This window comes from Kitasatospora sp. NPDC028055 (assembly GCF_040637885.1).
GTDB lineage: Bacteria > Actinomycetota > Actinomycetes > Streptomycetales > Streptomycetaceae > Kitasatospora.
Map to the genome: position 1 here is coordinate 162,850 of NZ_JBEZXE010000007.1, position 23,125 is coordinate 185,974.

Genomic DNA, 23,125 nt, shown 5'->3' on the forward strand with positions numbered 1-23,125 from the left:
CCTGCGGGGATCCGCGACGGTCCGCTACAGCAGACCGTCCCAGAACTGCTCCAGCAGCACCGCCCACCAGGTGTCCGCGGTCTGCAGGGCCGCCGGGTCGATCGCGGCGAGCTGGGCCTGGAAGTCGGTCGTCCAGCGACCGGCCTGCTCCGGCGTCAGCCCGTACCGCAGACGCCACATCCGGCCCAGCAGGGCCAGCGCGCGGACGAACTCCGGTACACCGGTGTTGACGAAGCGCGGCGGCTGGCCGGTTCCGTCGACGTCCACGGCGACCACGTTCGCGGTGCCGTACTGGACGCACAGCTGCCGGCCGTAGTCGTTGCCGAGCACCAGGTAGCCGCCGAAGTCCGGGCCCTGCGGCAGGCCGCGCTCGGCGGCCAGCTCGGCCAGCGTCGGGATCGGCCGGCCCTCCTGCGCCTGGGCCCAGAAGAACGGCCCGAAGTCGCGCGGCAGCCCGGCCCACACCAGCGTCTGCGACACCGGCTCCGGCACGCCCTGGCGGGAGACGGCGCGCTGCTCGTAGCGGAACAGGTTCTGGCCGAAGGCCGTCCCCAGCTCCTGGGCGAGCTGCTGGGGCGGCAGCGGGGGCAGCGCCTGGACCGTCCCCGGCGCGGGCGGCGGCACCCGGAACGGGCGGACCCGCTGGGCACCGGAGGCCAGCTGGTGCAGCTCGTCCAGGTGGTCCAGCAGCTCGGCCATCCCGGCCTGCCGGGAGGCGTGGTCACGGCCGTACGGGGCGGTGTGGGTCAGCCGTACGTTCGGCCAGGAGGCCGCGATCATGCGGTTGCAGTAGCCGCCGGGCAGGTCGCAGGACTCCAGCTCGGTGTAGAGCTCCAGCACCTGCTCCGGCGGCACGTTCAGCCGCCGCAGGTCCTGGAGGATCTTCCACTCCGGGTGCGGGGTGCCCGGCTCGCTGCGGTGCAGCAGCTTCTGCTCCGAGCCGTCCGGGCCCCGGTAGCTGAGCGCGGCGAAGTAGCCCGGGCCGACCGCGGGCACCCCGGGCGGCACCGGCGCACCCGGCGGCGGGCCGGTGACCGGGGTCGGCGGGACGACGCCGGGCGCGGCACCCGCGTTCGGGTAGCCGTACCCCGCGGCGGGCGCGGCCGGAGCCGCCGGGCCACCGGGCGGCGGCGGGACGGCCGGGCCGCCGGACGGCGGGGTGCCAGGGTCCGCCGGGCCGCCGAGCAGTGCCGGGTCGATCGCGCTCGCCAGCTGGGTCGCCTCGTACGCCACGCCGGCGGCGGCCGGAGCGGACCCGCCCTGCGGCGCGGGAGCCGGGGCGTCACCGGAGCGCAGGCCCGCCGGCGGCGGGGGTGGCGGGGCCGAACCGCCCGACCGGCCGCCCGGACCGGCGGCGGGCGTGCCCGACCCCGGGGTCTGCCGCAGCTCGGCGGGCGGGGGCGGCGGCGGGGCGGAGCCGGGGTTGCGGCCCAGCCCGCCCGAACCGGCAGCGCCGGACGGTCCGCCCGGAGCGCCGCGCAACGCGGCCGGCGGCGGGGGCGGCGGGGCCGAACCCGGGTTGCGGCCGAGGCCGCCGCCCTGGGCCGGCGGGGCGGCGGGCGGCGCGGCCGGGCCGGGGGCGCCGGGCAGGCCGGCCAGCCCGCCGGGCGAGGCCAGCATGGTGGGCGCCTGCTCCACCGGGGCGGCGGGCGGGGCCGCCGGGGCACCGGGCAGGCCCATCAGGCCCGGCACGGCGTCCGGCGGCGCGAGCAGCGTCGGCGCCGGCTCGGCGGCCGGGGCGGGCACCGGGGCCGGCGGGGCGACGGGCGGCGCGGCCGGGGTCGAGGCGGCCGGGGTCGGGGCGGCCGGGGCCTGGGCACCGACCGGCGGGACCGGCGGCAGGCCGAGGCCGCCGCCGCCCGGGGGCATCAGCACGGTCGCGGCCTCGGCCCCGGCCGGGGCGGGCGCCTCGGGCAGGTCCGAACCGGAGGTGCGCAGACCCTCCGGCATCAGCACGGTCGCCGCCTCGGCCGCGACCGGCGCGGACGGCGCGGCCGACGGCGTCGGGGCGCTCGGCGGCGGCACCGACGCGGCCGGTGGCAGCGGGGCGGCGAACGGGTCCTCGCCGGGCGGCGGCGCGAGCATCGTCGGCGCGTCCCCGGCGGGCCGCTCGGAGACCGGGGGTTCGGTCAGCACGGCGGGCGCGGGCGGCAGCGGTGCGGGCGGCACGTCAACGGGCGCGGGCGCAGCGACCGGCGCGGCAGCCGGGGCCGCGGCCGGAGCCGGGGCCGGGGCCGCAGCGCCCCCCAGCTTCTCGGCCTCCGCCGCGATCGCCGCCGCCCCCGCCTCCTGCAGCCACTGCGGCGGGCTGAGCAGGAAGGAGGTCGCCTCCACCGGCCCCGGCGCGGGCTTCGCCGCCCCGGCCGGGTTGGCCGCGACCGGCCGCCCGTACACCTCCTCGAACTGCCGGACCACCTCGTTGACGGGCAGCGCGGGCCACAGCGTGCTGGCGCCCGAGTCGCGGGCGATCACCAGCCGCGCCCCGCCCGCACCGGCCCCGCCGTCGGCACCGGCGGCGGGCCCGCCCGCCGTGTCCGCGGGCGACACCGCCCAGCAGACGAAGCCGAGGTCGAACTCCCGGACCCGCACCTCGCGCTGCTGCCCGTGCGGCACCCCGCCGTTGACCCACTCCTCGGCGAGCTCCTGCGCCTGCGCGTACGTCACCACGCCCGGTTCACCCCTGTCCCCGTCGTCCTCACTCGTTCCCTCAACGCCGTTCCCGCGACCACGTCAGTCCACCGGGACGGCCCGGGCGAACCCGCCGTCCACCATCAGCTCCGCGACCGTCTCCAGCTCCGGCGGACTGCCGGCCAGCCGCAGCAGGAAGGCGTCGAAGTCGTCCCCGCAGGGCAGCAGCAGCCGGGCGCAGCGCTCCTCGGGGGCCTCCGGCCCGCCGGAGTCCCGGGCGTCGTCGTACAGGTGGAACCAGACCGAGCCGATCCGGTCGCCGCGCACCTTGAGCGCGATCAGGCCGCCCTGCGCGTAGGCGATGCCCAGGTAGTCCTTGGTGAGGTGGTCGCGCAGGCACTTGTTGGCGTAGACGACGTCCTCGGTGCCGTACTCCTCGGTGAGGGTGAGGAACGGCTGGTCGAGCAGCATGCCGAGCTCGGTGTCCAGCGCGACGCCGACCGGGCCGCGGCCGCCGCCGAGCTTGAGGAAGGTGCGGTAGGCGCCGGGCAGCCGGTAGCCGAGGCGCTCCTCGGCGCGCTGCACCAGGTCCTCGGGGACGCCGATCGGATCGCCGCCGTCCTTGGCCAGCGAGAAGTGGACGGGCCGGCGCTCCTGCAGCGGGCGGGTGCCCCGGCGGGAGTGGTCGGCGGGCGAGACGGCCAGGCCGCCGTGGTGCCGCAGCAGGGCCTTGACCTCGACCGGGACGAGCTCCATCCGGCGCCAGCCGGGGGCGGCCCGGCCGACCGCGTGGTGCCAGGTCCAGCCGGGCGGGGTGGCCACGGCGGTCTCCAGGTCGGCCCAGAGCGGGTGGCCCTGGGTGAACAGCGCGGCGTTGGCCGAGACGTAGTCGGTCAGCCGCAGTTCGTCCACGCCGAAGCCCTCCGGCGGGTCGGCGACCTCGGCCGCCGCGGCGGCGTACGGACCGAAGTCCGGGTAGCCGGCCTCGTCCACCCGGACCCCGGCCGGGTGCCGCTCGGCACGGACCGGATCCGGGAACTGCACCACCTGACCTGCGTACGCCGCGTTCGGTGCGGCGGCGACGCCGGGCCGACCTGTCGTCATCTGGGAGCCCCCACTGGCTGCTGCAAAATGCTCGGTGCGCTTGCTGGGCATCAGCCTATTGGGTCACCCGGCCGGACGAACCCCCCGCACCCAGGGCCCGCTCCAGGACCTCCACGACCCGTACCTGCTGGGCCTCGGTGAGGTGCGGGTGCAGCGGCAGGCTGAGCAGTTCGCCGGCCGCCCGTTCGGCGACCGGGAAGGCGCCCGCGCGGTAACCGAGCGGGCGGAAGGCGGGCTGCAGGTGCACCGGGACGGGGTAGTGCACCCCGGCACCGATGCCGGCCCCGTGCAGCGCGGCGAGCACGGCGTCGCGGCCGCGGGCGATCCGCACCGGGTAGAGGTGGCGGACGTGGACGTTGCCGGGCGCGGTGCCCGGCCGGGTGACGCCGGGCAGCCCGTCGAGCAGCCGGTCGTAGCGGGCCGCGGCGGCGCGGCGGGCGGCGTTCCAGTCGGGCAGCCGGCGCAGTTTGGCCCGCAGCACGACGGCCTGCAGGGCGTCCATCCGGGAGTTGAAGCCGAACCGCTCGTGCCGGTACTTGTCGCGGGCGCCGTGGTCGCCGATCAGCCGTACGGCGGCGGCGAGTTCGTCGTCGTCGGTGAGCACCGCCCCGGCGTCGCCGTAGCCGCCGAGGTTCTTGCCCGGGTAGAAGCTGGTCGCCGCGATCCGCCCGTGGGCGCCGCGCCCGTGGCGCCGGGCGCCCTGGGACTGGGCCGCGTCCTCCACCACCGGGCGGCCGTCGGCGAGTTCCAGCAGCACCTCCACCGGCGCGCACTGGCCGAACAGGTGGACGGGGAGCAGCGCCACCGCCCCGGGCAGCGCGGCGGCGACCCGCTCCGGGTCGATCAGCAGGTGCTCCGGGTCGACGTCGACCGGCACCGGGCGCAGTCCGGCCCGCTGCACCGCCTCGGCGGTGGCGACGAAGGTGTTGGCGGGCAGCACCACCCCGCCGCCGGGCGGCAGGTCCAGGGCGCGCAGGGCCAGTTCCAGGGCGTCGGTGCCGTTGGCGGCGCCCACGCAGTGCCGGACGCCCGTGAAGGCGGCGTACTCCCGCTCGAAGGCGGCCACTTCGGGACCCTTGACGAAGGCGCCGCTCGCCAGCACCCGGTCGAAGCCGGCCCGCACCTCGGCCTCGACCTCGGCGTGCGCGGCGGCCAGGTCGACCAGCGGGATCGCGTCGCTCACCGGACCGCCGCCCGTCGCACCCGTCACCGGACCGCCGCCCGGTCCCCGGTCCCCACCGGTACGGTGACGCCGCCGAGTTCGAGGCTGAGCGAGGCCGCCTCCAGCAGTTCCAGCACCCGCACCCCGGCCCGCCCGTCGGTGAGCGGGGCCCGGCCCTCGACGACGGCGGCCGCGAACTCGGCCATCACGTTGCGCAGGGCCTCCTGTTCGACCAGCGCGGGCGCGACCATCTCGCCGACCCGGTAGGAGATCAGCGCCCGGTGCCGGATGGCGTCGGTCAGCTGGTCGGGCGGGGTGAGGTCGACCCCGCGGTCGTGCACGGCCAGCCGGGCCTGGGGGTTGAGGTCGTCCCAGACCAGGGTGCGCCGGGAGCCGCCGATCAGGGTGGTGCGGACCTTCGTCGGGGAGAGCCAGTTGACGTGGCAGTGCGCCAGCGCGCCGTTGCTGAGCCGCACCGTCAGATAGGCGACGCAGGCCCGGCCGGCGCCGATCGGGTCGGCGCCCTGGGCGCAGACGCCGACCGGCACGACCCCGGGCGGCAGGACGAAGTCCAGGACGGACAGGTCGTGCGGGGCGAGGTCCCACAGCACGTCGACGTCCGGCTGGACCAGGCCGAGGTTGATCCGCACCGAGTCGAAGAACTGGACGTCCCCGATCTCCCCGCCGTGCACCAGCTCCCGGATCCGGCGGACCACCGGGGTGTAGCAGAAGGTGTGGTCGCACATCAGCACCAGCCCGGCGGCCTCGGCCAGTTCGACCAGTTCGGCGGCCTCGGCGGAGGAGGTGGTGATCGGCTTCTCCACCAGCACGTGCTTGCCCGCCTCCAGCGCGGCCCGCACCAGCGGGTAGTGGGCGCCCGCCGGGGTGGCCACCGCGACGGCGTCGACCCGTTCGTCCGCCAGCACCCGCTCGTACCGGCCGGTCGCCCCGACGGTGCTGTACTCCCCCAGTACGGCACGGGCCTTGGCCTCGTCCAGGTCGCACAGCCAGTGCAGCCGCAGCGCCGGGGTGTGCTGGGCGTTGCGGACCAGCTTCGGCCCCCAGTAGCCGGCCCCGACCACCGCGAGGCCGACCGGTCGCTCCGGCACCGGCCGGGGCGGCTCGCCCGGGGTGGGCACGTGGCCGCCGGGTGCCTGGTTGGCCGTCCCGTCCGTCCACCGCTTCGACGTCATCGCTCGGGCCCCCTCACTGGAGGGTCCGGCAGGACCCTCCCTGGCTCCGGCGCCGGGGCGCGACGGCGCCCGCCCCGGCGGCCTCAACGTCCGGCGCGGGCACCGGAGTCGGCCCGGCCCGTCCGTGTCCGCACGGCCGGGCCCGGGCCCTCCTGGGCTCGCTGCCGGAACCGTACCGGGCGGGGCCGGGGCCGGGGGGCGGTTTCGGTAGATCGGCGGACAAGTCATGACGGCGGTGTGCGGTTCCGGCCGGTGGGCGGCCAGGATGCGGGTGGGACGGGTGCCCGACCGCCCGGTGGCCGCACGGGTGTTCGGTCCGCCCCGCACCCCGGTTGTGCGGTTGTCGGTGTCAAATGACAGGCTTGCCCCGGGACCGACCGGAGCCAACGGGAACCGGACCGCCAGGAACGAGGAGGAGGACACCGCATGACCACCGGTGAGCCGGCGGGCCCGCCCGTGCTGCGCCACCACCGCGACAGCCTGCTGCCCGCCGTCGCCGCCGCGCTGTCGCTCAAGGGCGGCGAGGTGCACACCCTGGCGGGCGCCAAGGACGACCGGCGCCCGGTCCTGCACCCGCTGGTCGGCGAGTTCCTGGACACCCTGCCGGTCGAGGCCCGCGAGCGGTTCACCGGCCGCTGCCCGGAGGCCGTCCTGCTCTCCCAGTACCTGACCACCGTGGACGGGAAGCGCTCCAAGCGCGCCGCCCGCAAGCCGATGAGCCTGCACGAAGCCCGCAAGGCGCTCAAGGGCTCCCGGATGACGACGCTGCGGATCCGCGAGGAGGGCGACCCGGCACACGGCACCCACGCCCCGCCGTGCCGCTCCTGCGCACCGATGCTGGAGCACTTCACGGTGCAGAGCGTCGCCGTCGGGCCGCCGGCGCACTGAGCGTCCGCACGCCGGACGCCCACGCCCACCGCCTCCCGTACGCCCCTCGTACGCCCCCTGTCCCCGAGCCCCGGAGCACGCCCTGAATCCGCCCAGCCCGCCCCCGCCCTCGCCGGCCACCCTCGTCCCGGGCACCCTCGCCCCGGGCACCCCGCGCCCGGCCGGCCCCACCGGGCGGGCCCGCCCGCGCTTCCCCGCCGACGTCGCCGCCGAACTCAAGGCGGCCGGCTGGCACCCCGGCCGCTGGCAGATCCAGCAGGCCGAGGAGTGGGCCGACGCCCTGGTCGGGCACGGCGGTCCCGGCGGCGTCCCGCACGCGGTGTTCCCGGCGGCCGTGGAGGCCTGGGCCGAGTTCGGCGGCCTCGCCTTCGACCTCTCCGGCCCCGGCCGCCAGTTGGCCCGCACCCCGTTCCTGATCGACCCGATGTGCGGGCTGCACCAGCCGCGCACCCTGTTCGACCTCGGCCGGGCGCTGGGCAGCCGGCTCGCCCCGCTCGGCGAGGAGGCGTACGGGCAGGCGCTGCTGGCCGTCGACGAGGAGGCCCGGGTCTACAGCCTGGACCACGCCGGCGAGTGGTTCCTCGGCCACGGCATCGACCAGGCGATCAGCACCCTGGTCCTGGGCACCGCCCCGGAACGGCTGCGCACCGCCGAGGAGTACGGCCGCGCGTACGGCTAGGAGCCGCCCCCGCCGGGCCAGGATCCGCTCTCACCGAGCCCGGGGCGGTCCTCACCGGGCTAGCGTTCGTCCCCGCCGGGGCTACGGCCCGTCCTCGCCGGGCCGCGCGGCGCCCGGCCGGCCGAGCCGGTCCCCGCGGACGGCCAGCCGGGACGGCAGCACCGCCTCCACCCGGAAGCCGCCGTCCGCCTCCGGCCCGGAGGAGAAGGTGCCGCCCAGCGCGATCACCCGCTCCCGCATCCCGACCAGCCCGTTGCCCCCGCTGGGCAGTTGCGCCGCCCCGCGCTCCCCGCCCGGGCAGGCGTTCACCACGCTGACCCGCACCCCGTTCGGCGCGTACGCCAGCAGCACCGACACCTGCGCCCCGCCCGCGTGCTTGTGGGCGTTGGTCAGCCCCTCCTGGACGACCCGGTAGGCGGTCTGCTCGGCCTCACCGGTGAACTCCTGCCGACTGCCGCTGACGGTCAGCGTCACGGCCATCCCGGCCGCGCGGGACTGGTCGACCAGCCGGGGCAGCCCGGCCAGCGAGTCCGGCTCCTGGGGCCGCTCGTCGTCCATCCGCAGCACGCCGAGGATCTCGCGCAGCTCGTTCAGCGCCTGCCGGCCCACCTCGCCCATCAGCCTGGCGCTCTGCGCGGCCTTCTCCGGATCCTTGACGGCTATTCGCTCCAGCGCCCCGGCGTGCACCACCATCAGCGAGACCCGGTGGGCGACCACGTCGTGCATCTCTCGGGCGATCCGGGTGCGCTCCTCCAACCGGGCCCGGCGGGCGCGCTCCTGGGCCTGCTCGGCCAGCAGGTCCAGTTCGGTCTCCAGGCCGTGCGCACGGTCCTTGAGCGACTCGATCAGCCGCCGCCGCGCCCCCACGTACAGTCCGGTCACCACCGGGGCGACGGTCAGTCCGACCGCGACCAGCAGCGACAGCACGACCAGGCCCCACAGCGGAGTCCGCTCCGCCGCCACCGAGTCGTCCGGGGTCATCACCTGGAACGCCATCACGGCGCCGGCCTCGGCGAAGGCCAGTCCGGACAGCGCCACCACCCGGCGGCGCCGGGAGGGCCACTCCCAGGTCTCCGCCAGCGTGTACAGCGACACCACCAGCAGCAGCACGCCCAGCATCGCGGGCAGCACCAGCAGGGTCGCCACCACCGGCACGGCCGGCCACCGCCGGCGCACCACCAGCGAACCGCCGGCCAGCGTGCCGAGCAGGGCGATCCCGACCGCGCCGAGGGCGCTCACGTGCATCCGGGCGGAGAAGAAGGCGATCGTGCTGGCCGAGCACTCGACCGCGGCGAGCAGCGCCAGCCCGATGTCGAGGAGGGCGCTGCGCCGCCGCTTCCACCACCAGAACGACCGGACCGGCACGCGCTCCCCAGGCGACTTGCTCATGCGTGACAGATTAAGCCGCAACCCTCTCCCTTCCCCACCCGGATTGCCCGGTACACCCCCGACCCCCCTCAAGTGGTCCAGACCACAGGTGGTTCTCGGCAGCCCTGTCCGCCATCCGGCCACCTCGCGGACAGCGACCGCCCCGACACCTATGCTGGTCGCGTCGGACAGCGCGGTCCGCACGCGTCACACCCGCCACACTGCGCGTGGACCTGTGACGATGAGCCGTTGCCGAACCCCACCACCAGAGGGAGCCAGCCGTGACCGCTCCGGTCCCCACCCCGGCGGACAGCCCCACCGCCATCGCCGACAATGCCGCCCTGCGCGCGGACATCCGCCGCCTCGGCGACCTGCTCGGCGAGACGCTGGTCCGCCAGGAGGGCCCCCAGCTGTTGGGCCTGGTCGAACAGGTCCGCCTGCTCAGCCGCACCGACGGCGAGGCCACCGCCGAACTCCTCTCCGACATCGACCTGGACACGGCCGCCAAGCTGGTCCGCGCCTTCTCCACCTACTTCCACCTCGCCAACGTCACCGAGCAGGTGCACCGCGGCCGGGAGTTCGCCACCCGCCGCGCCCGCGAGGGCTCGCTGCTGGCCCAGACCGCCGACCAGCTCACCGAGGCCGACCCCAAGCACCTCCAGGACACCCTGGCCCACCTCGCGGTCCGCCCGGTCTTCACCGCCCACCCCACCGAGGCCGCCCGCCGCAGCGTGCTCAACAAGCTGCGCCGGATCGGCGAACTCCTCGACCGGATCCACCGCGAGGAGCTCAGCAACGGCCTGGCCGCCGCCGACCCGGCCCGCACCAGCAGCGCCAAGCGCTCCGCCGACCGGCGCCTCGCCGAGGTCATCGACCTGCTCTGGCAGACCGACGAACTGCGCATCGCCCGCCCCGAGCCCACCGACGAGGCCCGCAACGCCGTCTACTACCTGGACGAGCTCTACCGCGAGGCCGTCCCCGAGGTGCTGGAGGAGCTGCACGAGGAACTCGCCCGGGTCGGCCTGAGCCTGCCCGACGGCGTGCGCCCGCTCACCTTCGGCACCTGGATCGGTGGCGACCGCGACGGCAACCCCAACGTCACCCCGCAGGTCACCTGGGACGTCCTCAACCTCCAGCACGAGTACGGCATCCAGGACGCCCTCGCCGCGATCGACGACCTGCGCAACACCCTCTCCACCTCCGAGCGGCTGGCCGGCGCCTCGGTCGAACTGCTCGCCTCGCTCAACACCGACCTGCACCGGCTCCCCGAACTCAGCCCCCGCTACAAGCGGATGAACGCCGAGGAGCCCTACCGCCTCAAGGCCACCTGCATCCGGCTCAAGCTGGAGAACACCCGCGAGCGCCTGGCCGGCGGCACCCCGCACGTCGACGGCCGCGACTACCTCGGCACCCGCGAACTCGTCGCCGACCTGCGGCTCATCCAGGAGTCGCTGCGCGCCCACCGCGGCGAGCTGATCGCCGACGGCCGGCTGGCCCGCGCCATCCGCACCATCGAGGCCTTCGGCCTCCAGCTCGCCACCATGGACGTCCGCGAGCACGCCGAGGCCCACCACCACGCCCTCGGCCAGCTCTTCGACCGGCTCGGCGAGGAGGCCTGGCGCTACGCCGACATGCCCCGCGAGTACCGGCAGAAGCTGCTCGCCAAGGAGCTCCGCTCGCGCCGCCCGCTGGCCCCCACCCCGGCCCCGCTGGACGAGGCCGGCACCAAGACCCTCGGCGTCTTCAACACCATCCGCCAGGGCTTCGAGCGCTTCGGCGACGAGATCGTCGAGAGCTACATCATCTCGATGTGCCAGGGCGCCGACGACGTCTTCGCCGCCACCGTGCTGGCCCGCGAGGCCGGCCTGATCGACCTGCACGCCGGGATCGCCAAGATCGGCATCGTGCCGCTGCTGGAGACCACCGACGAACTCCAGCAGGCCGACCGCATCCTCGACGAGATGCTCTCCGACCCCTCCTACCGGCTGCTCGTCTCGCTGCGCGGCGACGTCCAGGAGGTCATGCTCGGCTACTCCGACTCCTCCAAGTTCGGCGGCATCACCACCTCCCAGTGGGAGATCCACCGCGCCCAGCGCCGACTGCGCGACGTCGCCCACCGCTACGGCATCCGGCTGCGCCTCTTCCACGGCCGCGGCGGCACCGTCGGCCGCGGCGGCGGCCCCTCCCACGAGGCCATCCTGGCCCAGCCCTGGGGCACCCTGGAGGGCGAGATCAAGGTGACCGAGCAGGGCGAGGTCATCTCCGACAAGTACCTGCTCCCCTCCCTCGCCCGGGAGAACCTGGAGCTGACCCTCTCCGCCACCCTCGCCGCCTCCGCGCTGCACACCGCCCCGCGCCAGGCCCCCGAGGAACTGGCCCGCTGGGACGCCGCGATGGACCGGGTCTCCGAGGCCGCCCACACCTCCTACCGCGCCCTGGTCGACCAGGAGGACCTGCCGAAGTACTTCTTCGCCTCCACCCCGGTCGACCAGCTCGCCTCGCTGCACCTGGGCTCCCGCCCGTCCCGGCGCCCCGACTCCGGCGCCGGCCTGGACGGCCTGCGGGCCATCCCGTGGGTGTTCGGCTGGACCCAGTCCCGCCAGATCGTCCCCGGCTGGTACGGCGTCGGCTCCGGCCTCGCCGCCGCCCGCGCGGCCGGCCTCGGCGACGTGCTGGACGAGATGTACGGCCAGTGGCACTTCTTCCGCAACTTCCTGTCCAACGTCGCCATGACGCTGGCCAAGACCGACCTGCGGATCGCCCGCCACTACGTCGAGCAGCTGGTGCCCGGCGAGCTGCGGCACGTCTTCGACCAGATCGTCGCCGAGCACGACCTCACCCTGCGCGAGGTGCTGCGGCTCACCGGCGAGAACGAACTGCTGGAGCACAACCCGGTGTTGAAGCAGACCTTCACCGTCCGGGACGCCTACCTCGACCCGATCTCCTACCTCCAGGTCGCGCTGCTGCGCCGCCAGCGCGAGGAGGTCGCGAGCGGTCGCCCGGAGGACCCGCTGCGCGCCCGCGCGCTGCTGCTGACCGTGAACGGCATCGCGGCCGGCCTGCGCAACACCGGCTGACGGCCGGCCGAACGCGACGCAGGGGCCCTTGCCCGTCCACCCGGACGGGCAAGGGCCCCTTGCCCGTCCGGGTGGTGGCGGGCTACGGCGGCAGGGGACGCAGGAGGGGCCGGCGCCCACTCCCGTGGACACCGGCCCCTCACCCCACGTTCCTACTCCGCGGGCTCGCCCGCGCGCCGGCGCTTGAGCCACAGGGCGGCTCCGCCGGACGCGACCACCAGGCCGCCGCCGACCGCCAGCAGCCCCGCGTCGGGGCCGACCGACTCGCCCAGCACCGGACCGAGCTGCGCCGCCGCGGGCTCCGGCGTGACCGCCGGATCGGGCTCGGCCACCGGATCGGCGTGCGCCACCGCGCCGCTGGACAGCAGCATCCCGGCCGCCCCCAGGGCACCGGCGGTGCCGAGCCGTCGTCCGAACCGCTTGAGCCGGACCACCCGGAGCCGCCGAAGTCGGCGGACCGGACGCAATCTCCGCATCGAGAACTCCCCAGGACCCGTTCGCGTACCAGGGCCGACGCTATCCGATCCCGCACAGGGTTCTCACATGGATTCAGGTTTACCGGGCAAGCGTTGTACGACTGTTGTGTACCCGGCACACCGTGCCCATGACGTCACGTCAGGCGCCGCCCGGTTCAGGAGTTGTACGTGCCCTGCGCCCGCTCCAGCCCCTCGGACAGCAGCGCCTCCACCGCGTCGGCCGAGCGGTCCACGAACCACTCCAGCTCCTTGCGCTCGGTCGAGGAGAAGTCCTTCAACACGAAGTCGGCGACCTCCATCCGGCCCGGCGGCCGGCCGATCCCGCAGCGCACCCGGTGGTAGTCCGGGCCCAGCGACTTGGTGATCGACTTCAGCCCGTTGTGGCCGTTGTCCCCGCCGCCGAGCTTGAGCCGCAGCGCCGCGTAGTCGACGTCCAGCTCGTCGTGGACGGCGATCAGCGCCGAGGCGGGCACCTTGTAGAAGTCCCGCAGCGCCGTCACCGGCCCGCCGGAGAGGTTCATGAAGGACATCGGCTTGGCGAGCACCACCCGCTTGCCCGCCAACCGCCCCTCGGCCACCTGGGCCCGGCTCTTGTGCGCCTTGAACTTGGCGCCCATCCGCTGCGCCAGCAGGTCGACCACCATGAAACCGATGTTGTGCCGGTTCCGGGCGTACTGCTCGCCCGGGTTGCCCAGCCCCACCACGAGCCAGGGCCCGTCGTACTCCTCCGCCATGCCGCTCTCACTCCTCGTCTGCGCGCTCGTCGCCATCATCCCGGACACACCGCTGCCCCGGGCGCTCCTGCGGGAGCGACCGGGGCAGCGGCCTCAACTAGGGGTGCGAGGCTCAGGCCTCGGCGCCGGCCTCGGCGGCCTCGGCGTCGGCGTCGGCCTGCGAGGCCTGGGCGCCGATGACCTGCAGCACGACGGTGTCGGCCGTGACGGCCAGCGTGGTGCCCTTGGGCAGCTCGATGTCGCCGGCGGTGATCGAGGCGCCGGCCTCCAGGCCCTCGACCGAGACGGTGACGGCCTCGGGCAGGTGGGTGGCCTCGGCCTCGATCGGCAGGGCCTGCAGGACGTGCTCCAGCAGGTTGCCGCCGGGGGCCAGCTCGCCCTCGGTGTGGACCGGGATCTCGACGGTGACCTTCTCGCCACGCTTGACCAGCAGCAGGTCGACGTGCTCGATGGTGCGCTTGATGGCCTCGCGCTGGACGGCCTTCGGCAGGACGTACTCGTCCTTGCCCTCGATCGGAACGACCAGCAGGGCGTTCGGGGTCTTGAGGGCCATCATCAGGTCGTGGCCGGGCAGGTTCAGGTGAACCGGGGCGTGGCCGTGGCCGTAGACGACACCGGGGACGAAGCCGGCGCGGCGGGCGCGACGGGCGGCACCCTTGCCGAACTCGGAACGGGTCTCAGCGGCAAGGCGGATCTCGGACACGACTGCACTCCTCGGAAGAATGGCGCGGGGGTGCAGGCAACGCGAAAAACCGCCGGGACCACACCCTCAGTACGTTCGGGGGTCACTCGGCGGCAACGACTTCTGCCGACGGACGGAATCCGCCACCGGCAGCGCGTCGATCACGGAGTCGGTGTCCGTCGAGCGGGCACACGACATCCCTCGCCGAGCAGTTTCACGAGTCTAACCGCACCGGCCCGCTCCGGCGAAATCGGGCCCCTGGCCGACGCCCCCCGCCGGAACCGGCGGCGGCCCCGGACCGGGGTGGTCCGGGGCCGCCTGCGCGGGGCTTCGTCAGTGCACGCCCTCGAAGAGGCTGGTGACCGAGCCCTCCTCGAAGACCTCGCGGATCGCGGCGGCGATCGACGGGGCGATGGACAGCGTGGTGATCTTGTCCAGCTGGAGCTCGGCCGGGGTGGGCAGCGTGTTGGTGAACACGAACTCGCTGACCCGCGAGTTCTTGAGCCGGTCCGCGGCCGGACCGGAGAGCACGCCGTGGGTGGCGGCCACCACGACGTCCGCGGCGCCGTTCTCGAACAGCGCGTCGGCGGCGGCGCAGATCGTGCCGGCGGTGTCGATCATGTCGTCGACCAGGACGCAGACCCGGCCCTTGACGTCACCGACGACGTCGGCCGACAGGATGGTGTTGGCCTGGGTGGTGTCGCGGCGCTTGTGGATGATCGCCAGCGGGGCGTCCAGCCGGTCGCACCACTGGTCGGCCACCTTGACCCGGCCGGCGTCCGGCGAGACGACGGTCAGCTTGGAGCGGTCCACCTTCTCGCCGATGTAGTCGACCAGCAGCGGCAGCGCGAACAGGTGGTCCACCGGGCCGTCGAAGAAGCCCTGGATCTGCGCGGTGTGCAGGTCCACGGCCATCAGGCGGTCGGCGCCGGCCTGGCGCAGCAGGTCGGCGATCAGACGGGCCGAGATGGGCTCGCGGCCGAGGTGCTTCTTGTCCTGGCGGGCGTACCCGTAGAACGGCAGGATCGCGGTGATGCTCTTGGCGGAGGCCCGCTTGAGAGCGTCGATCATGATCAGCTGTTCCATGATCCACTGGTTGATGGGAGCCGCGTGGCTCTGCATCACGAAGCAGTCCGCGCCACGCGCCGACTCCAGGAAGCGGACGTAGATCTCGCCGTTGGCGAAGTCGAAGGCCTTGGTCGGGACCAGCTCGGTCCCCAGCGCTTCGGCAACCTCCTTCGCCAGCTCCGGGTGGGCACGGCCGGAGAAGAGCTTGAGCTTCTTCTCACCCGACGTCGTGATCCCGCTCACTGCACCGTCTCCTCGCGTTGCGGACGCTGAACCCCGGCCCCGAGGAGGGCAGGCGCAGCCCGCACTCACGAGGGGATCGGGGAATTGTCGGTACGCCTGGACACGGGCGGTAGGCCCAGTGGCGCACGTATGTCCCCCAGGTTACGCGCCCGCGGAGAAACCGTCCGCCCCGGGGACCGGCCGACCGGTCCCCGGCGGGCGCGTCAGGCCTCGGCAGCGCCGTCGGTCGCGGCCTGCGCGGCCTGCGCGGACACCGTGCCCGGGCGCTTGCGCTCCACCCAGCCCTCGATGTTGCGCTGCTGCGCGCGGTTCACGCCGAGTGCGCCGGGCGGGACGTCGGTGGTGATCACCGAGCCCGCGCCGGTGTAAGCGCCGTCACCGACGGTCACCGGGGCGATGAACATGTTGTCCGAGCCGGTGCGGCAGTGCGCCCCGATGACGGTGCGGTGCTTCTTGACCCCGTCGTAGTTCACGGTGACCGAGGCCGCGCCGACGTTGGTGCCCTCGCCGATCGTGGCGTCGCCGATGTAGGAGAGGTGCGGCACCTTGGCGCCCTCGCCCAGCTCGGAGTTCTTGATCTCGACGTAGGTGCCGACCTTCGCCTTGCGGGCCAGCTTCGCCCCCGGCCGCAGGTAGGCGTACGGGCCGGTGGAGGCCAGCTCGCCGATCTCGGCGCGGTCGGCCGTGGTGTTGCTCACACGGGCGCCGGCGCCGACCAGGGTGTCCCGGAGGGTGGAGTTCGGGCCCACCTCGCAGTCCTCGCCCAGGTGGGTCGCGCCCTGCAGCTGGGTGTTCGGCAGCACCACGGCGTCCGGCTCGTACGTCACCTGGACGTCCATCCAGGTGCTGGCCGGGTCGACCACGGTGACGCCCGCGCGCATCGCCCGCTCCAGCAGGCGGTCGTTCAGCAGCCGGCGGGCCTGCGCCAGCTGGACCCGGTCGTTGATGCCCAGGATGTCCCGGTGGTCCTCGGCCACCACGGCGCCGACCCGGTGCCCGGCCTCGCGCAGGATCGACAGGGTGTCGGTCAGGTACTCCTCGCCCTGCGAGTTGTCCGTGGTCAGCTCGGCCAGCGCCTCGGTGAGCAGCTTGGCGTCGAAGGCGAACACGCCCGAGTTGATCTCGGCGATGGCGCGCTGGGTGTCGGTGGCGTCCCGCTCCTCGACGATCGCGGCGACGGTGCCGTCCTCGTCCCGCAGGATCCGCCCGTAGCCGAAGGGCTCGGGGACGACGGCGGTCAGCACGGTGACGCCGTTCTGCTGGGCCTCGTGCGAGCGGGCCAGCCGGCGCAGGGTGTCCCCGGTGAGCAGCGGGGAGTCCCCAGCGGTGACGATCACGGTGCCGTCCAGCGTCACGCCGTCGGCGGCCAGCGACTCCAGCGCGGTGCGGACCGCGTGGCCGGTGCCGTTCTGCTGCTCCTGCACGACCGGGCGCACGGCCGGGTAGTGCGCCGCCAGGTGCTCCTCGACCTGCTCGCGCTGGTGGCCGACCACCACGACGAGCTGCCCCGGCATCAGTTCCCCGGCCGCCGACACCGCGTGACCCACCAGCGTGCGCCCGCACACCTCGTGCAGCACCTTGGGCACCTTGTTCGACTTCATCCGGGTCCCACCACCGGCGGCGAGCACGACAACGGCGGCAAGCGAATTGGCACCCATGCGGGGAGGCTCCTCATTAGGTTCAAAGAGAGGGCAGAGCAGGCCAGAACGCGGTCCGCACATGTGCTCTGGCAGTTCGAGGATAGTGCGGGGCGGCGAGCCGAAACGCCAGACGCCCGGCCCGCGCATGCCCGCCCGCGGCCGTACTCAGTGCTCCCGGAGGAGGATTCGAACCCCCATAAGCTGGACCAAAACCAGCTGTCCTGCCCTTAGACGATCCGGGACCGGAGCTCCGCCGCCGGAGGCCCGGCGACGCGCTGGGCCAAGACTACGGGGTAGCGCGCTTCACATCTACCACCAATGCCGACCCTCCTGGCCCGTCCGATCCGGGCACGGGAGGGGCCCGGGGTTCATCCATCCAGTCGGGTGAATTCACTCGAGCGCCGCGCGGCGATGTGTTCCCCTGGACACGGAGCGCAACCTACGATGCCGTAGGTTACGCCAACGTAGGTCCGCTCTGTCCCGTACCGGGACGCTGCGAAGGGACGCCCATGACCATCCAGGCCGACGAGGCGCGCGCGGGGGCCACCGCGCTCCCCGACCCCTCCCCCGACTCCCCCGACCCCTCCGCCGAGGCCGCGACCCGGCTGTCCGCCACCCGCGGCGGCGAGAAGCAGGGGGCCGCCGAGCGGATCGCGCTCGTGCTCTTCATCCTCGTGCCGTTCGCCGCGCTGGTCGCCGCCGTACCGGTGGCCTGGGGCTGGGGGCTCGGCTGGACCGACGTGGCGGTCACCGTCGCCATGTACTTCCTCACCTGTCACGGCATCACCGTCGGCTACCACCGCTACTTCACCCACGGCGCCTTCAAGGCCCCCCGCCCGATGCGGCTGGCCCTCGCCGTCGTCGGCAGCCTCGCCGTCGAGGGCCCGCTGGTGCGCTGGGTGGCCGACCACCGCAAGCACCACCGGTTCAGCGACAAGGACGGCGACCCGCACTCGCCGTGGCGCTACGGGGAGAGCGTCCCGGCCCTGATCAAGGGCCTGTGGTGGGCCCACATGGGCTGGATGTTCGACGAGGAGCAGACCCCGCAGCTCAAGTACGCCCCGGACCTGGTCCGCGACCCGGCGCTGCGGCGGATCTCCCGGCTGTTCTGGCTCTGGACCACCATCTCGCTGCTGCTGCCCGCGCTGGTCGGCGGGCTGGTGAGCCTGTCCTGGGAGGGCGCGCTGTCCGCGTTCTTCTGGGGCTCGCTGGTCCGGGTCGCCCTGCTGCACCACGTCACCTGGTCGATCAACTCGATCTGCCACGCCGTCGGCCGGCGCCCGTTCCGCTCCCGGGACCGCTCCGGCAACGTCTGGTGGCTCGCGGTGCTCTCCTGCGGCGAGTCCTGGCACAACCTGCACCACGCCGACCCGACCTCGGCCCGGCACGGCGTCCTGCGCGGACAGATCGACTCCTCGGCCCGGCTGATCCGCTGGTTCGAGCTGGCCGGCTGGGTCCGGGACGTCCGCTGGCCGGACGCGGAGCGGATCGCCGCCCGCCGCGCCGCATGAGGCGGCGCTTCCAGCATGATGTAGGGGTGAACGGGAGCAGCGCAGACAGCACAGGCGGTCACCACACCACGCGGACGGACGCGGCGCCCGGAACGGCGCCGGCCCGTCCGCGGGCCGCTGCGGCGCCGGGCGCGGCCTCCGACGGCGGCGGCGGCGAACGGACCGCGGACGGCCCCGCCGACCGGTCCGCGGCCGCCCCGACCCCGCGCCGCCGGGGCGGCCGGGTCCGGATGACCGGCAAGCAGCGCCGGGAGCAGCTGCTCGAGATCGGCCGGACGGTCTTCGCGGAGCGCGGCTACGACGGCACCTCGGTGGAGGAGATCGCCGAGCGCGCCGGGGTGTCGAAGCCCGTGGTGTACGAGCACTTCGGGGGCAAGGAGGGGCTCTACGCGGTGGTGGTGGACCGCGAGATGCAGCTGCTGCTGGACATGGTGACCGGGGCGCTGACCGGCGGGCACTCGCGCGAGCTGCTGGAACAGGCGGCGTTCGCGCTGATGGACTACATCGACACCTCGACGGACGGCTTCCGGATCCTGGTCCGGGACTCCCCGGTGGCCCAGTCGACCGGCACCTTCGCCTCGCTGATCAGCGACATCGCCACCCAGGTCGAGGACATCCTGGGCCTGGAGTTCAAGTCCCGGGGCTTCGACGCCCGGCTGGCCCCGATGTACTCGCAGATGCTGGTCGGGATGGTCGCACTGACCGGCCAGTGGTGGCTGGAGGTCCGCAAGCCGGACAAGGCCACGGTGGCGGCGCACCTGGTGAACCTCGCCTGGCACGGGCTGGAGGGCCTGGAGCGGCACCCTCGGCTGGTCGGCGACCGCCAGGGCTGACCGCCCTTCCGTCCGACCGTCCGTCCGTCCGCCTTTCCGGCCGAACGCCGCACCGCGGGCCACCGGCTACCGTCTGACCCCGACCGCGAAGATCCGCCGGAACGGGAAGACCGTCCCGTACGGCCCGGCCGGGTAGGCCTCGCGCAGCAGCCGCCCGTACTCGGCGAGGAAGGCGGCCCGGTCGGCCGGGTCGGTGAGCCGGCCGAGGACGGGCCGCAGCGCGGTGCCCTTGACCCACTCCAGCACCGGGTCCGGTCCGGGCAGCAGGGTGCAGTAGGTGGTCTCCCAGACGTCGGCCGCGCAGCCGGCCCCGGCGAGGACGTCCAGGTACCGCCCGGGCGGGTGGACACCGCCCCGGACGGCGTCGGCGCCGAGGGCGTCGCGCCAGCGGGCGCTGCGGCGCAGGTCGGCGAGCAGGGTGTGGCTGGGCGCCTCGAAGTTGCCGGGCACCTGGACGGCGACCACCCCGCCGGGCCCCAGGGCGGCCGCCCAGCGCGCCAGCACCGCGAGGTGGCCGTCCACCCACTGGAGGGTCGCGTTCGAGGCGATCAGGTCGGGCGCGGCCGGGGCCGGGTCGTAGTCGCGGGCGTCGGCGAGCAGGTAGTCGGCGGTGGGCTCGCCGTCGGTGCGGGCCGCCGCCAGCATCGGGGCGGAGTTGTCGAGGCCGGTGAGCCGGGCCTTCGGCCAGCGTTCGCGCAGGACGGCGGTGGAGTTGCCGGGGCCGCAGCCGATGTCGAGGACGGTCGGGGCGGGTTCGTTCGGCAGGGCGGGGACCCGGGCGAGCAGCTCACGCAGCGGGCGGGTGCGTTCGTCGGCGAAGCGCAGGTACTGCGCCGGGTCCCAGACGGGGCCGGTCATGGCTCACCTCACAGGTATCTCGATATCAAGATATCTCCGAAAGCCTCGCTGGCACATTTCTCGATGTCAAGAGACTTCACATCGACACATCCACCGATACACTGATCGTCATGGAGGACGAGGTCGACAGGCTGGTCGCAGCGTGGCGCCGGGAGCGCCCCGACCTCGACGTGGAGCCGCTGGAGGTGCTCAGCCGGGTCAGCCGGCTCGCCCGCCACCTCGACCGCGCCCGCCGCACCGCCTTCGCCGAGCACGGGCTGGAGCCCTGGGAGTTCGACGTCCTGACCGCCCTGCGGCGGGCCGGCTCCCCGTACCAGCTCTCCCCCGGCCAGCTGCTCACCCAGACCCTGGTCACCTCCGGCACCATGACCAACCGGATCGACCGCCTCACCGGCAAGGGCCTGGTCAAGCGCCTGCCCGACCCCGACGACCGGCGCGGCGTGCTCGTCCGGCTCACCGACGACGGCCGCGACCGCGCCGACCAGGCCCTGGCCGGCCTGCTCGCCCACGAGCGCGAACTGCTGGCCCAGCTCAGCTCCGGCCAGCAGGGCGAACTCGCCGGCCTGCTGCGGCTGCTGGTCGCCCCGTTCGACAACATCCCGGGCTGAACGGGCCCCTCGGGCCGAGCGGGTTGAGCGAGCCGAACGGCCCCGACGGCTTCGCTACGGCACCCGGCTGGCACCCGGCTACGGCGTGGAGGCGATCGAGGGCGGCGCGGCCGGCTCCGCCGGACTGACCCCGGCCCGCCTGGCCACCGCGACGGCGGCCAGCGTGGAGTGCACCCCCAGCTTCCCCAGCACGTTCTGCATGTGGGTGCGGACGGTGTGCGGCGACAGGTACAGCCGCTCCGCCACCGCCTGCCGGCCCAGGCCCGCCACCATGCAGCGCAGGATCTGCTTCTCCCGCGGGGTCAGGGCGTCCACCAGCCGCTCGCTCTCGGTGCGGTCCCGCCGGGCCGTGGTGAGCTCGCGGATCACCCCGGTGAGCAGCGCCGGCGGCAGATGGGTCTCGTCCCGCAGCACCCCCCGGACCACCGCGAGCAGCCGGGCCAGCGAACTCTCCTTCGCCACCCAGCCGGTGGCGCCCGCGTGCAGCGCCCGGGCGGCGCGGTGCGGGTCGTCCGCGGTGGCCAGCACCACCCCGCGCAGCCCCGGATGGGCCCGGCGGAGCCGGCCCAGCAGGGTGATGCCGTCCGGTAGCGGGGCCGTGGGCCGCAGCTGCTCGGCGCGGAGCTGGTCGGCGGCGCGGAGCTGGTCCACGGGACGGAGCTGGTCGGCGGGGCGCAGCTGCTCGGCGGGGCGGGCGGCGGCGGTCGCCGGGGTGGGCGGGGCGAGCGGGGAGCCGCCCGGCCTGCGGGCGGCGGGTGCCCCCGGGGCCGGGCGGCGCCGGGCCTCGTCGGCCGCCTCCGGCCCGGGCCGGGCCCGGGCCGCCGGACCGCCCGCCTCGACCCCGAGGTCGGCGTCGATCAGCGCCACGTCGTAGGCCCGCCCCTCGGCCGCGGCCCGCTCCAGCGCGCGCTCGGCGGCGGCCGCGCTACCGGCCGCGCCCACCTCCACGTCGGGCTCGGCGGCGAGCGCCGCGGCCAGTGCCTCGGCGAAGATCCGGTGGTCGTCGACCACCAGGACCCGGATCCGCCCCATCGTCACTACCCCCTGCTCAGAGCGCCCGAGCCCGGGGACGGGGGCCGGTCCGGCGTCCGCGTTCCGGACCCGCCGTTCCGCCCGCCCACCGGTGGCCGGTGAAGCCGAAAGGGCGCCGGCCCCCACCGGTACCGCACTCAGCGTACGGGCCGGGAAACGCTCCCGTGGCGGTTCGGTGAAGTTTCGTCAGGTGGTGGGTCAGGTGGTGGGTCAGGGGGTGGACTTGAACGGGCGGACGGCCCCCGGGGGTGCGCTCGCGCTGGAGCGCCTCCCGGGGGCCGTCCCGTTCCGCTGTACGGCCGGCGGGGCCGTCGCCGACCCACCCGCCGGTCCACTCGCGGACCTACTGTCCGCTCTACTCGCCGGCCTACTCGCCGGCCTGCTCCAGGGTGAACTTCCAGGCGTCGGCGACGATGTCGTCCAGGTTGGGGCGGCGCGGCGTCCAGCCCAGCTCCTGGTGGGCCCGCTCGGCGGAGGCCACCAGCACGGCCGGGTCGCCCGCGCGGCGGCCGACCACCTGCACCGGGATCTCCCGGCCGGTGACGCGCTTGACCGACTCGATCACCTCGCGCACCGAGAAGCCGCTGCCGTTGCCCAGGTTGCAGATCAGGTGCTCGCCCGGCTTGGCGGCGTCCAGCGCCAGCAGGTGCGCGTCGGCCAGGTCCGCGACGTGGATGTAGTCGCGGATGCAGGTGCCGTCCGGGGTCGGGTAGTCGTCGCCGAACACCGCGATGTGCGGGCGCCGGCCGAGCGCGGCCTGGAAGACCAGCGGGATCAGGTGCGACTCGGGGTCGTGCCGCTCGCCGTAGGCGCCGTACGCGCCGGCCACGTTGAAGTAGCGCAGCGAGACGGCGGCCAGGCCGTGCGCGACGGCCTCGCTGGTGATCATGTGGTCCATGGCGAGCTTGCTGGCGCCGTAGGTGTTGGTCGGCGAGGTCCGGGCGGTCTCGGCGATCGGCACGACCTCCGGCTCGCCGTACACGGCCGCGGTCGAGGAGAACACCAGCTTGCGCACACCCGCGGCGCGCATCGCGGTGATCAGCTCCAGCGAGCCCGCCACGTTGTTGCGCCAGTACTTCTCCGGGTCCACGACCGACTCGCCGACCTGCGAGGAGGCGGCGAAGTGCAGCACGCCGTCGAAGGAGCCGTCCAGCACCCGGCCGGCCTCCTGGATCCGGCCCTCGACGAACTCGGCACCGGCCGGGACGCCCTCGCGGAAGCCGGTGGAGAGGTCGTCCAGGACGGTCACCTGGTGGCCCGCCTCCAGCAGGTGGGCGGCCACCACGCTGCCGACGTAGCCGGCGCCACCCGTGACCAGGTACTTACTCATGATGAGACCTC

The 23,125-nt window shown here is 74.8% G+C and carries 18 protein-coding genes, 1 tRNA gene and 1 pseudogene; 6 read left to right on the plus strand and 14 right to left on the minus strand.

Annotated elements, in window-relative coordinates; all coding sequences use genetic code 11:
- Positions 1-24: 24 nt before the first annotated feature.
- The 4 genes from AB0F71_RS11555 to AB0F71_RS11570 all read right to left on the minus strand — a co-directional run bounded on the left by AB0F71_RS11555 (position 25) and on the right by AB0F71_RS11570 (position 6,087).
- On the minus strand, positions 25-2,667 hold the full coding sequence (locus AB0F71_RS11555; RefSeq protein WP_360231129.1) for an SUKH-4 family immunity protein: 2,643 nt from the start codon (positions 2,665-2,667) through the stop codon (positions 25-27).
- A 63-nt stretch (positions 2,668-2,730) separates the two neighbouring features.
- Positions 2,731-3,732 carry an SMI1/KNR4 family protein gene (locus AB0F71_RS11560; protein WP_360231306.1) on the minus strand — a complete coding sequence of 334 codons (1,002 nt, stop codon included), beginning with the start codon at positions 3,730-3,732 and terminating at the stop codon, positions 2,731-2,733.
- Positions 3,733-3,787: 55 nt separating this feature from the next.
- Positions 3,788-4,915, minus strand: coding sequence for a DegT/DnrJ/EryC1/StrS family aminotransferase (locus tag AB0F71_RS11565; RefSeq protein WP_360231132.1), 1,128 nt, complete (start codon positions 4,913-4,915; stop codon positions 3,788-3,790).
- Between the two features lie 23 nt (positions 4,916-4,938).
- A complete protein-coding gene (locus tag AB0F71_RS11570; protein WP_360231135.1) occupies positions 4,939-6,087 on the minus strand; it encodes a Gfo/Idh/MocA family oxidoreductase in 1,149 nt (382 codons plus the stop codon).
- Positions 6,088-6,513: 426 nt separating this feature from the next.
- Between AB0F71_RS11570 and AB0F71_RS11575 the strand changes: the two genes are divergently transcribed.
- Both AB0F71_RS11575 and AB0F71_RS11580 read left to right on the plus strand, forming a co-directional pair.
- A complete protein-coding gene (locus AB0F71_RS11575; RefSeq protein WP_360231138.1) occupies positions 6,514-6,975 on the plus strand; it encodes a YwqJ-related putative deaminase in 462 nt (153 codons plus the stop codon).
- A 187-nt stretch (positions 6,976-7,162) separates the two neighbouring features.
- Positions 7,163-7,654 (plus strand): annotated as a pseudogene (locus tag AB0F71_RS11580) (SUKH-3 domain-containing protein); the annotation flags it as partial.
- A gap of 81 nt (positions 7,655-7,735) precedes the next feature.
- Here AB0F71_RS11580 and AB0F71_RS11585 read toward each other — a convergent pair.
- Entirely contained in the window at positions 7,736-9,043 is a 1,308-nt protein-coding gene (locus AB0F71_RS11585) for a histidine kinase (RefSeq protein ID WP_360231141.1), read from the minus strand.
- A gap of 260 nt (positions 9,044-9,303) precedes the next feature.
- Here AB0F71_RS11585 and ppc point away from each other — a divergent pair, with 260 nt between their 5' ends.
- Positions 9,304-12,099: a phosphoenolpyruvate carboxylase gene (gene ppc, locus AB0F71_RS11590; protein ID WP_360231144.1), complete on the plus strand. Its 2,796-nt coding sequence runs from the start codon at positions 9,304-9,306 to the stop codon at positions 12,097-12,099.
- Between the two features lie 152 nt (positions 12,100-12,251).
- Here the strand turns inward: ppc and AB0F71_RS11595 are convergent, their stop codons facing one another.
- The 6 genes from AB0F71_RS11595 to AB0F71_RS11620 all read right to left on the minus strand — a co-directional run bounded on the left by AB0F71_RS11595 (position 12,252) and on the right by AB0F71_RS11620 (position 17,184).
- Positions 12,252-12,575, minus strand: a complete 324-nt coding sequence (locus AB0F71_RS11595) for a hypothetical protein (RefSeq protein WP_360231147.1) — start codon at positions 12,573-12,575, stop codon at positions 12,252-12,254.
- 155 nt (positions 12,576-12,730) lie between these two features.
- Complete coding sequence (gene pth / locus AB0F71_RS11600) at positions 12,731-13,309, minus strand: aminoacyl-tRNA hydrolase (protein ID WP_355670028.1); 579 nt, start codon at positions 13,307-13,309, stop codon at positions 12,731-12,733.
- A gap of 112 nt (positions 13,310-13,421) precedes the next feature.
- Positions 13,422-14,012: a 50S ribosomal protein L25/general stress protein Ctc gene (locus AB0F71_RS11605; protein WP_360231150.1), complete on the minus strand. Its 591-nt coding sequence runs from the start codon at positions 14,010-14,012 to the stop codon at positions 13,422-13,424.
- A gap of 312 nt (positions 14,013-14,324) precedes the next feature.
- Positions 14,325-15,302: a ribose-phosphate diphosphokinase gene (locus tag AB0F71_RS11610; RefSeq protein ID WP_360231153.1), complete on the minus strand. Its 978-nt coding sequence runs from the start codon at positions 15,300-15,302 to the stop codon at positions 14,325-14,327.
- A 203-nt stretch (positions 15,303-15,505) separates the two neighbouring features.
- A complete protein-coding gene (glmU, locus tag AB0F71_RS11615) occupies positions 15,506-16,960 on the minus strand; it encodes a bifunctional UDP-N-acetylglucosamine diphosphorylase/glucosamine-1-phosphate N-acetyltransferase GlmU (RefSeq protein WP_360231156.1) in 1,455 nt (484 codons plus the stop codon).
- Positions 16,961-17,113: 153 nt separating this feature from the next.
- Positions 17,114-17,184: transfer RNA gene (locus AB0F71_RS11620), tRNA-Gln, on the minus strand.
- Between the two features lie 267 nt (positions 17,185-17,451).
- On the opposite strand from AB0F71_RS11620, the gene AB0F71_RS11625 reads away from it, so the two are divergent.
- Both AB0F71_RS11625 and AB0F71_RS11630 read left to right on the plus strand, forming a co-directional pair.
- Positions 17,452-18,453: a fatty acid desaturase gene (locus AB0F71_RS11625; protein WP_360231159.1), complete on the plus strand. Its 1,002-nt coding sequence runs from the start codon at positions 17,452-17,454 to the stop codon at positions 18,451-18,453.
- A gap of 230 nt (positions 18,454-18,683) precedes the next feature.
- Complete coding sequence (locus AB0F71_RS11630; protein ID WP_360231309.1) at positions 18,684-19,286, plus strand: TetR/AcrR family transcriptional regulator; 603 nt, start codon at positions 18,684-18,686, stop codon at positions 19,284-19,286.
- A gap of 66 nt (positions 19,287-19,352) precedes the next feature.
- On the opposite strand, the gene AB0F71_RS11635 is transcribed toward AB0F71_RS11630, so the two are convergent.
- Positions 19,353-20,144: a methyltransferase domain-containing protein gene (locus tag AB0F71_RS11635; protein WP_360231162.1), complete on the minus strand. Its 792-nt coding sequence runs from the start codon at positions 20,142-20,144 to the stop codon at positions 19,353-19,355.
- 110 nt (positions 20,145-20,254) lie between these two features.
- Here AB0F71_RS11635 and AB0F71_RS11640 point away from each other — a divergent pair, with 110 nt between their 5' ends.
- Positions 20,255-20,752, plus strand: a complete 498-nt coding sequence (locus AB0F71_RS11640) for a MarR family transcriptional regulator (protein WP_360231165.1) — start codon at positions 20,255-20,257, stop codon at positions 20,750-20,752.
- A gap of 78 nt (positions 20,753-20,830) precedes the next feature.
- Here AB0F71_RS11640 and AB0F71_RS11645 read toward each other — a convergent pair whose 3' ends face one another.
- Together AB0F71_RS11645 and galE are read right to left on the minus strand one after the other, a co-directional pair.
- Positions 20,831-21,784 (minus strand): response regulator transcription factor, encoded by a 954-nt coding sequence (locus tag AB0F71_RS11645; protein ID WP_360231168.1) that lies wholly within the window; start codon positions 21,782-21,784, stop codon positions 20,831-20,833.
- Positions 21,785-22,151: 367 nt separating this feature from the next.
- The gene (gene galE / locus AB0F71_RS11650) at positions 22,152-23,114 is read right to left on the minus strand and encodes a UDP-glucose 4-epimerase GalE (protein ID WP_360231171.1); all 963 of its coding nucleotides are present in this window, start codon (positions 23,112-23,114) and stop codon (positions 22,152-22,154) included.
- Positions 23,115-23,125 lie beyond the last annotated feature (11 nt).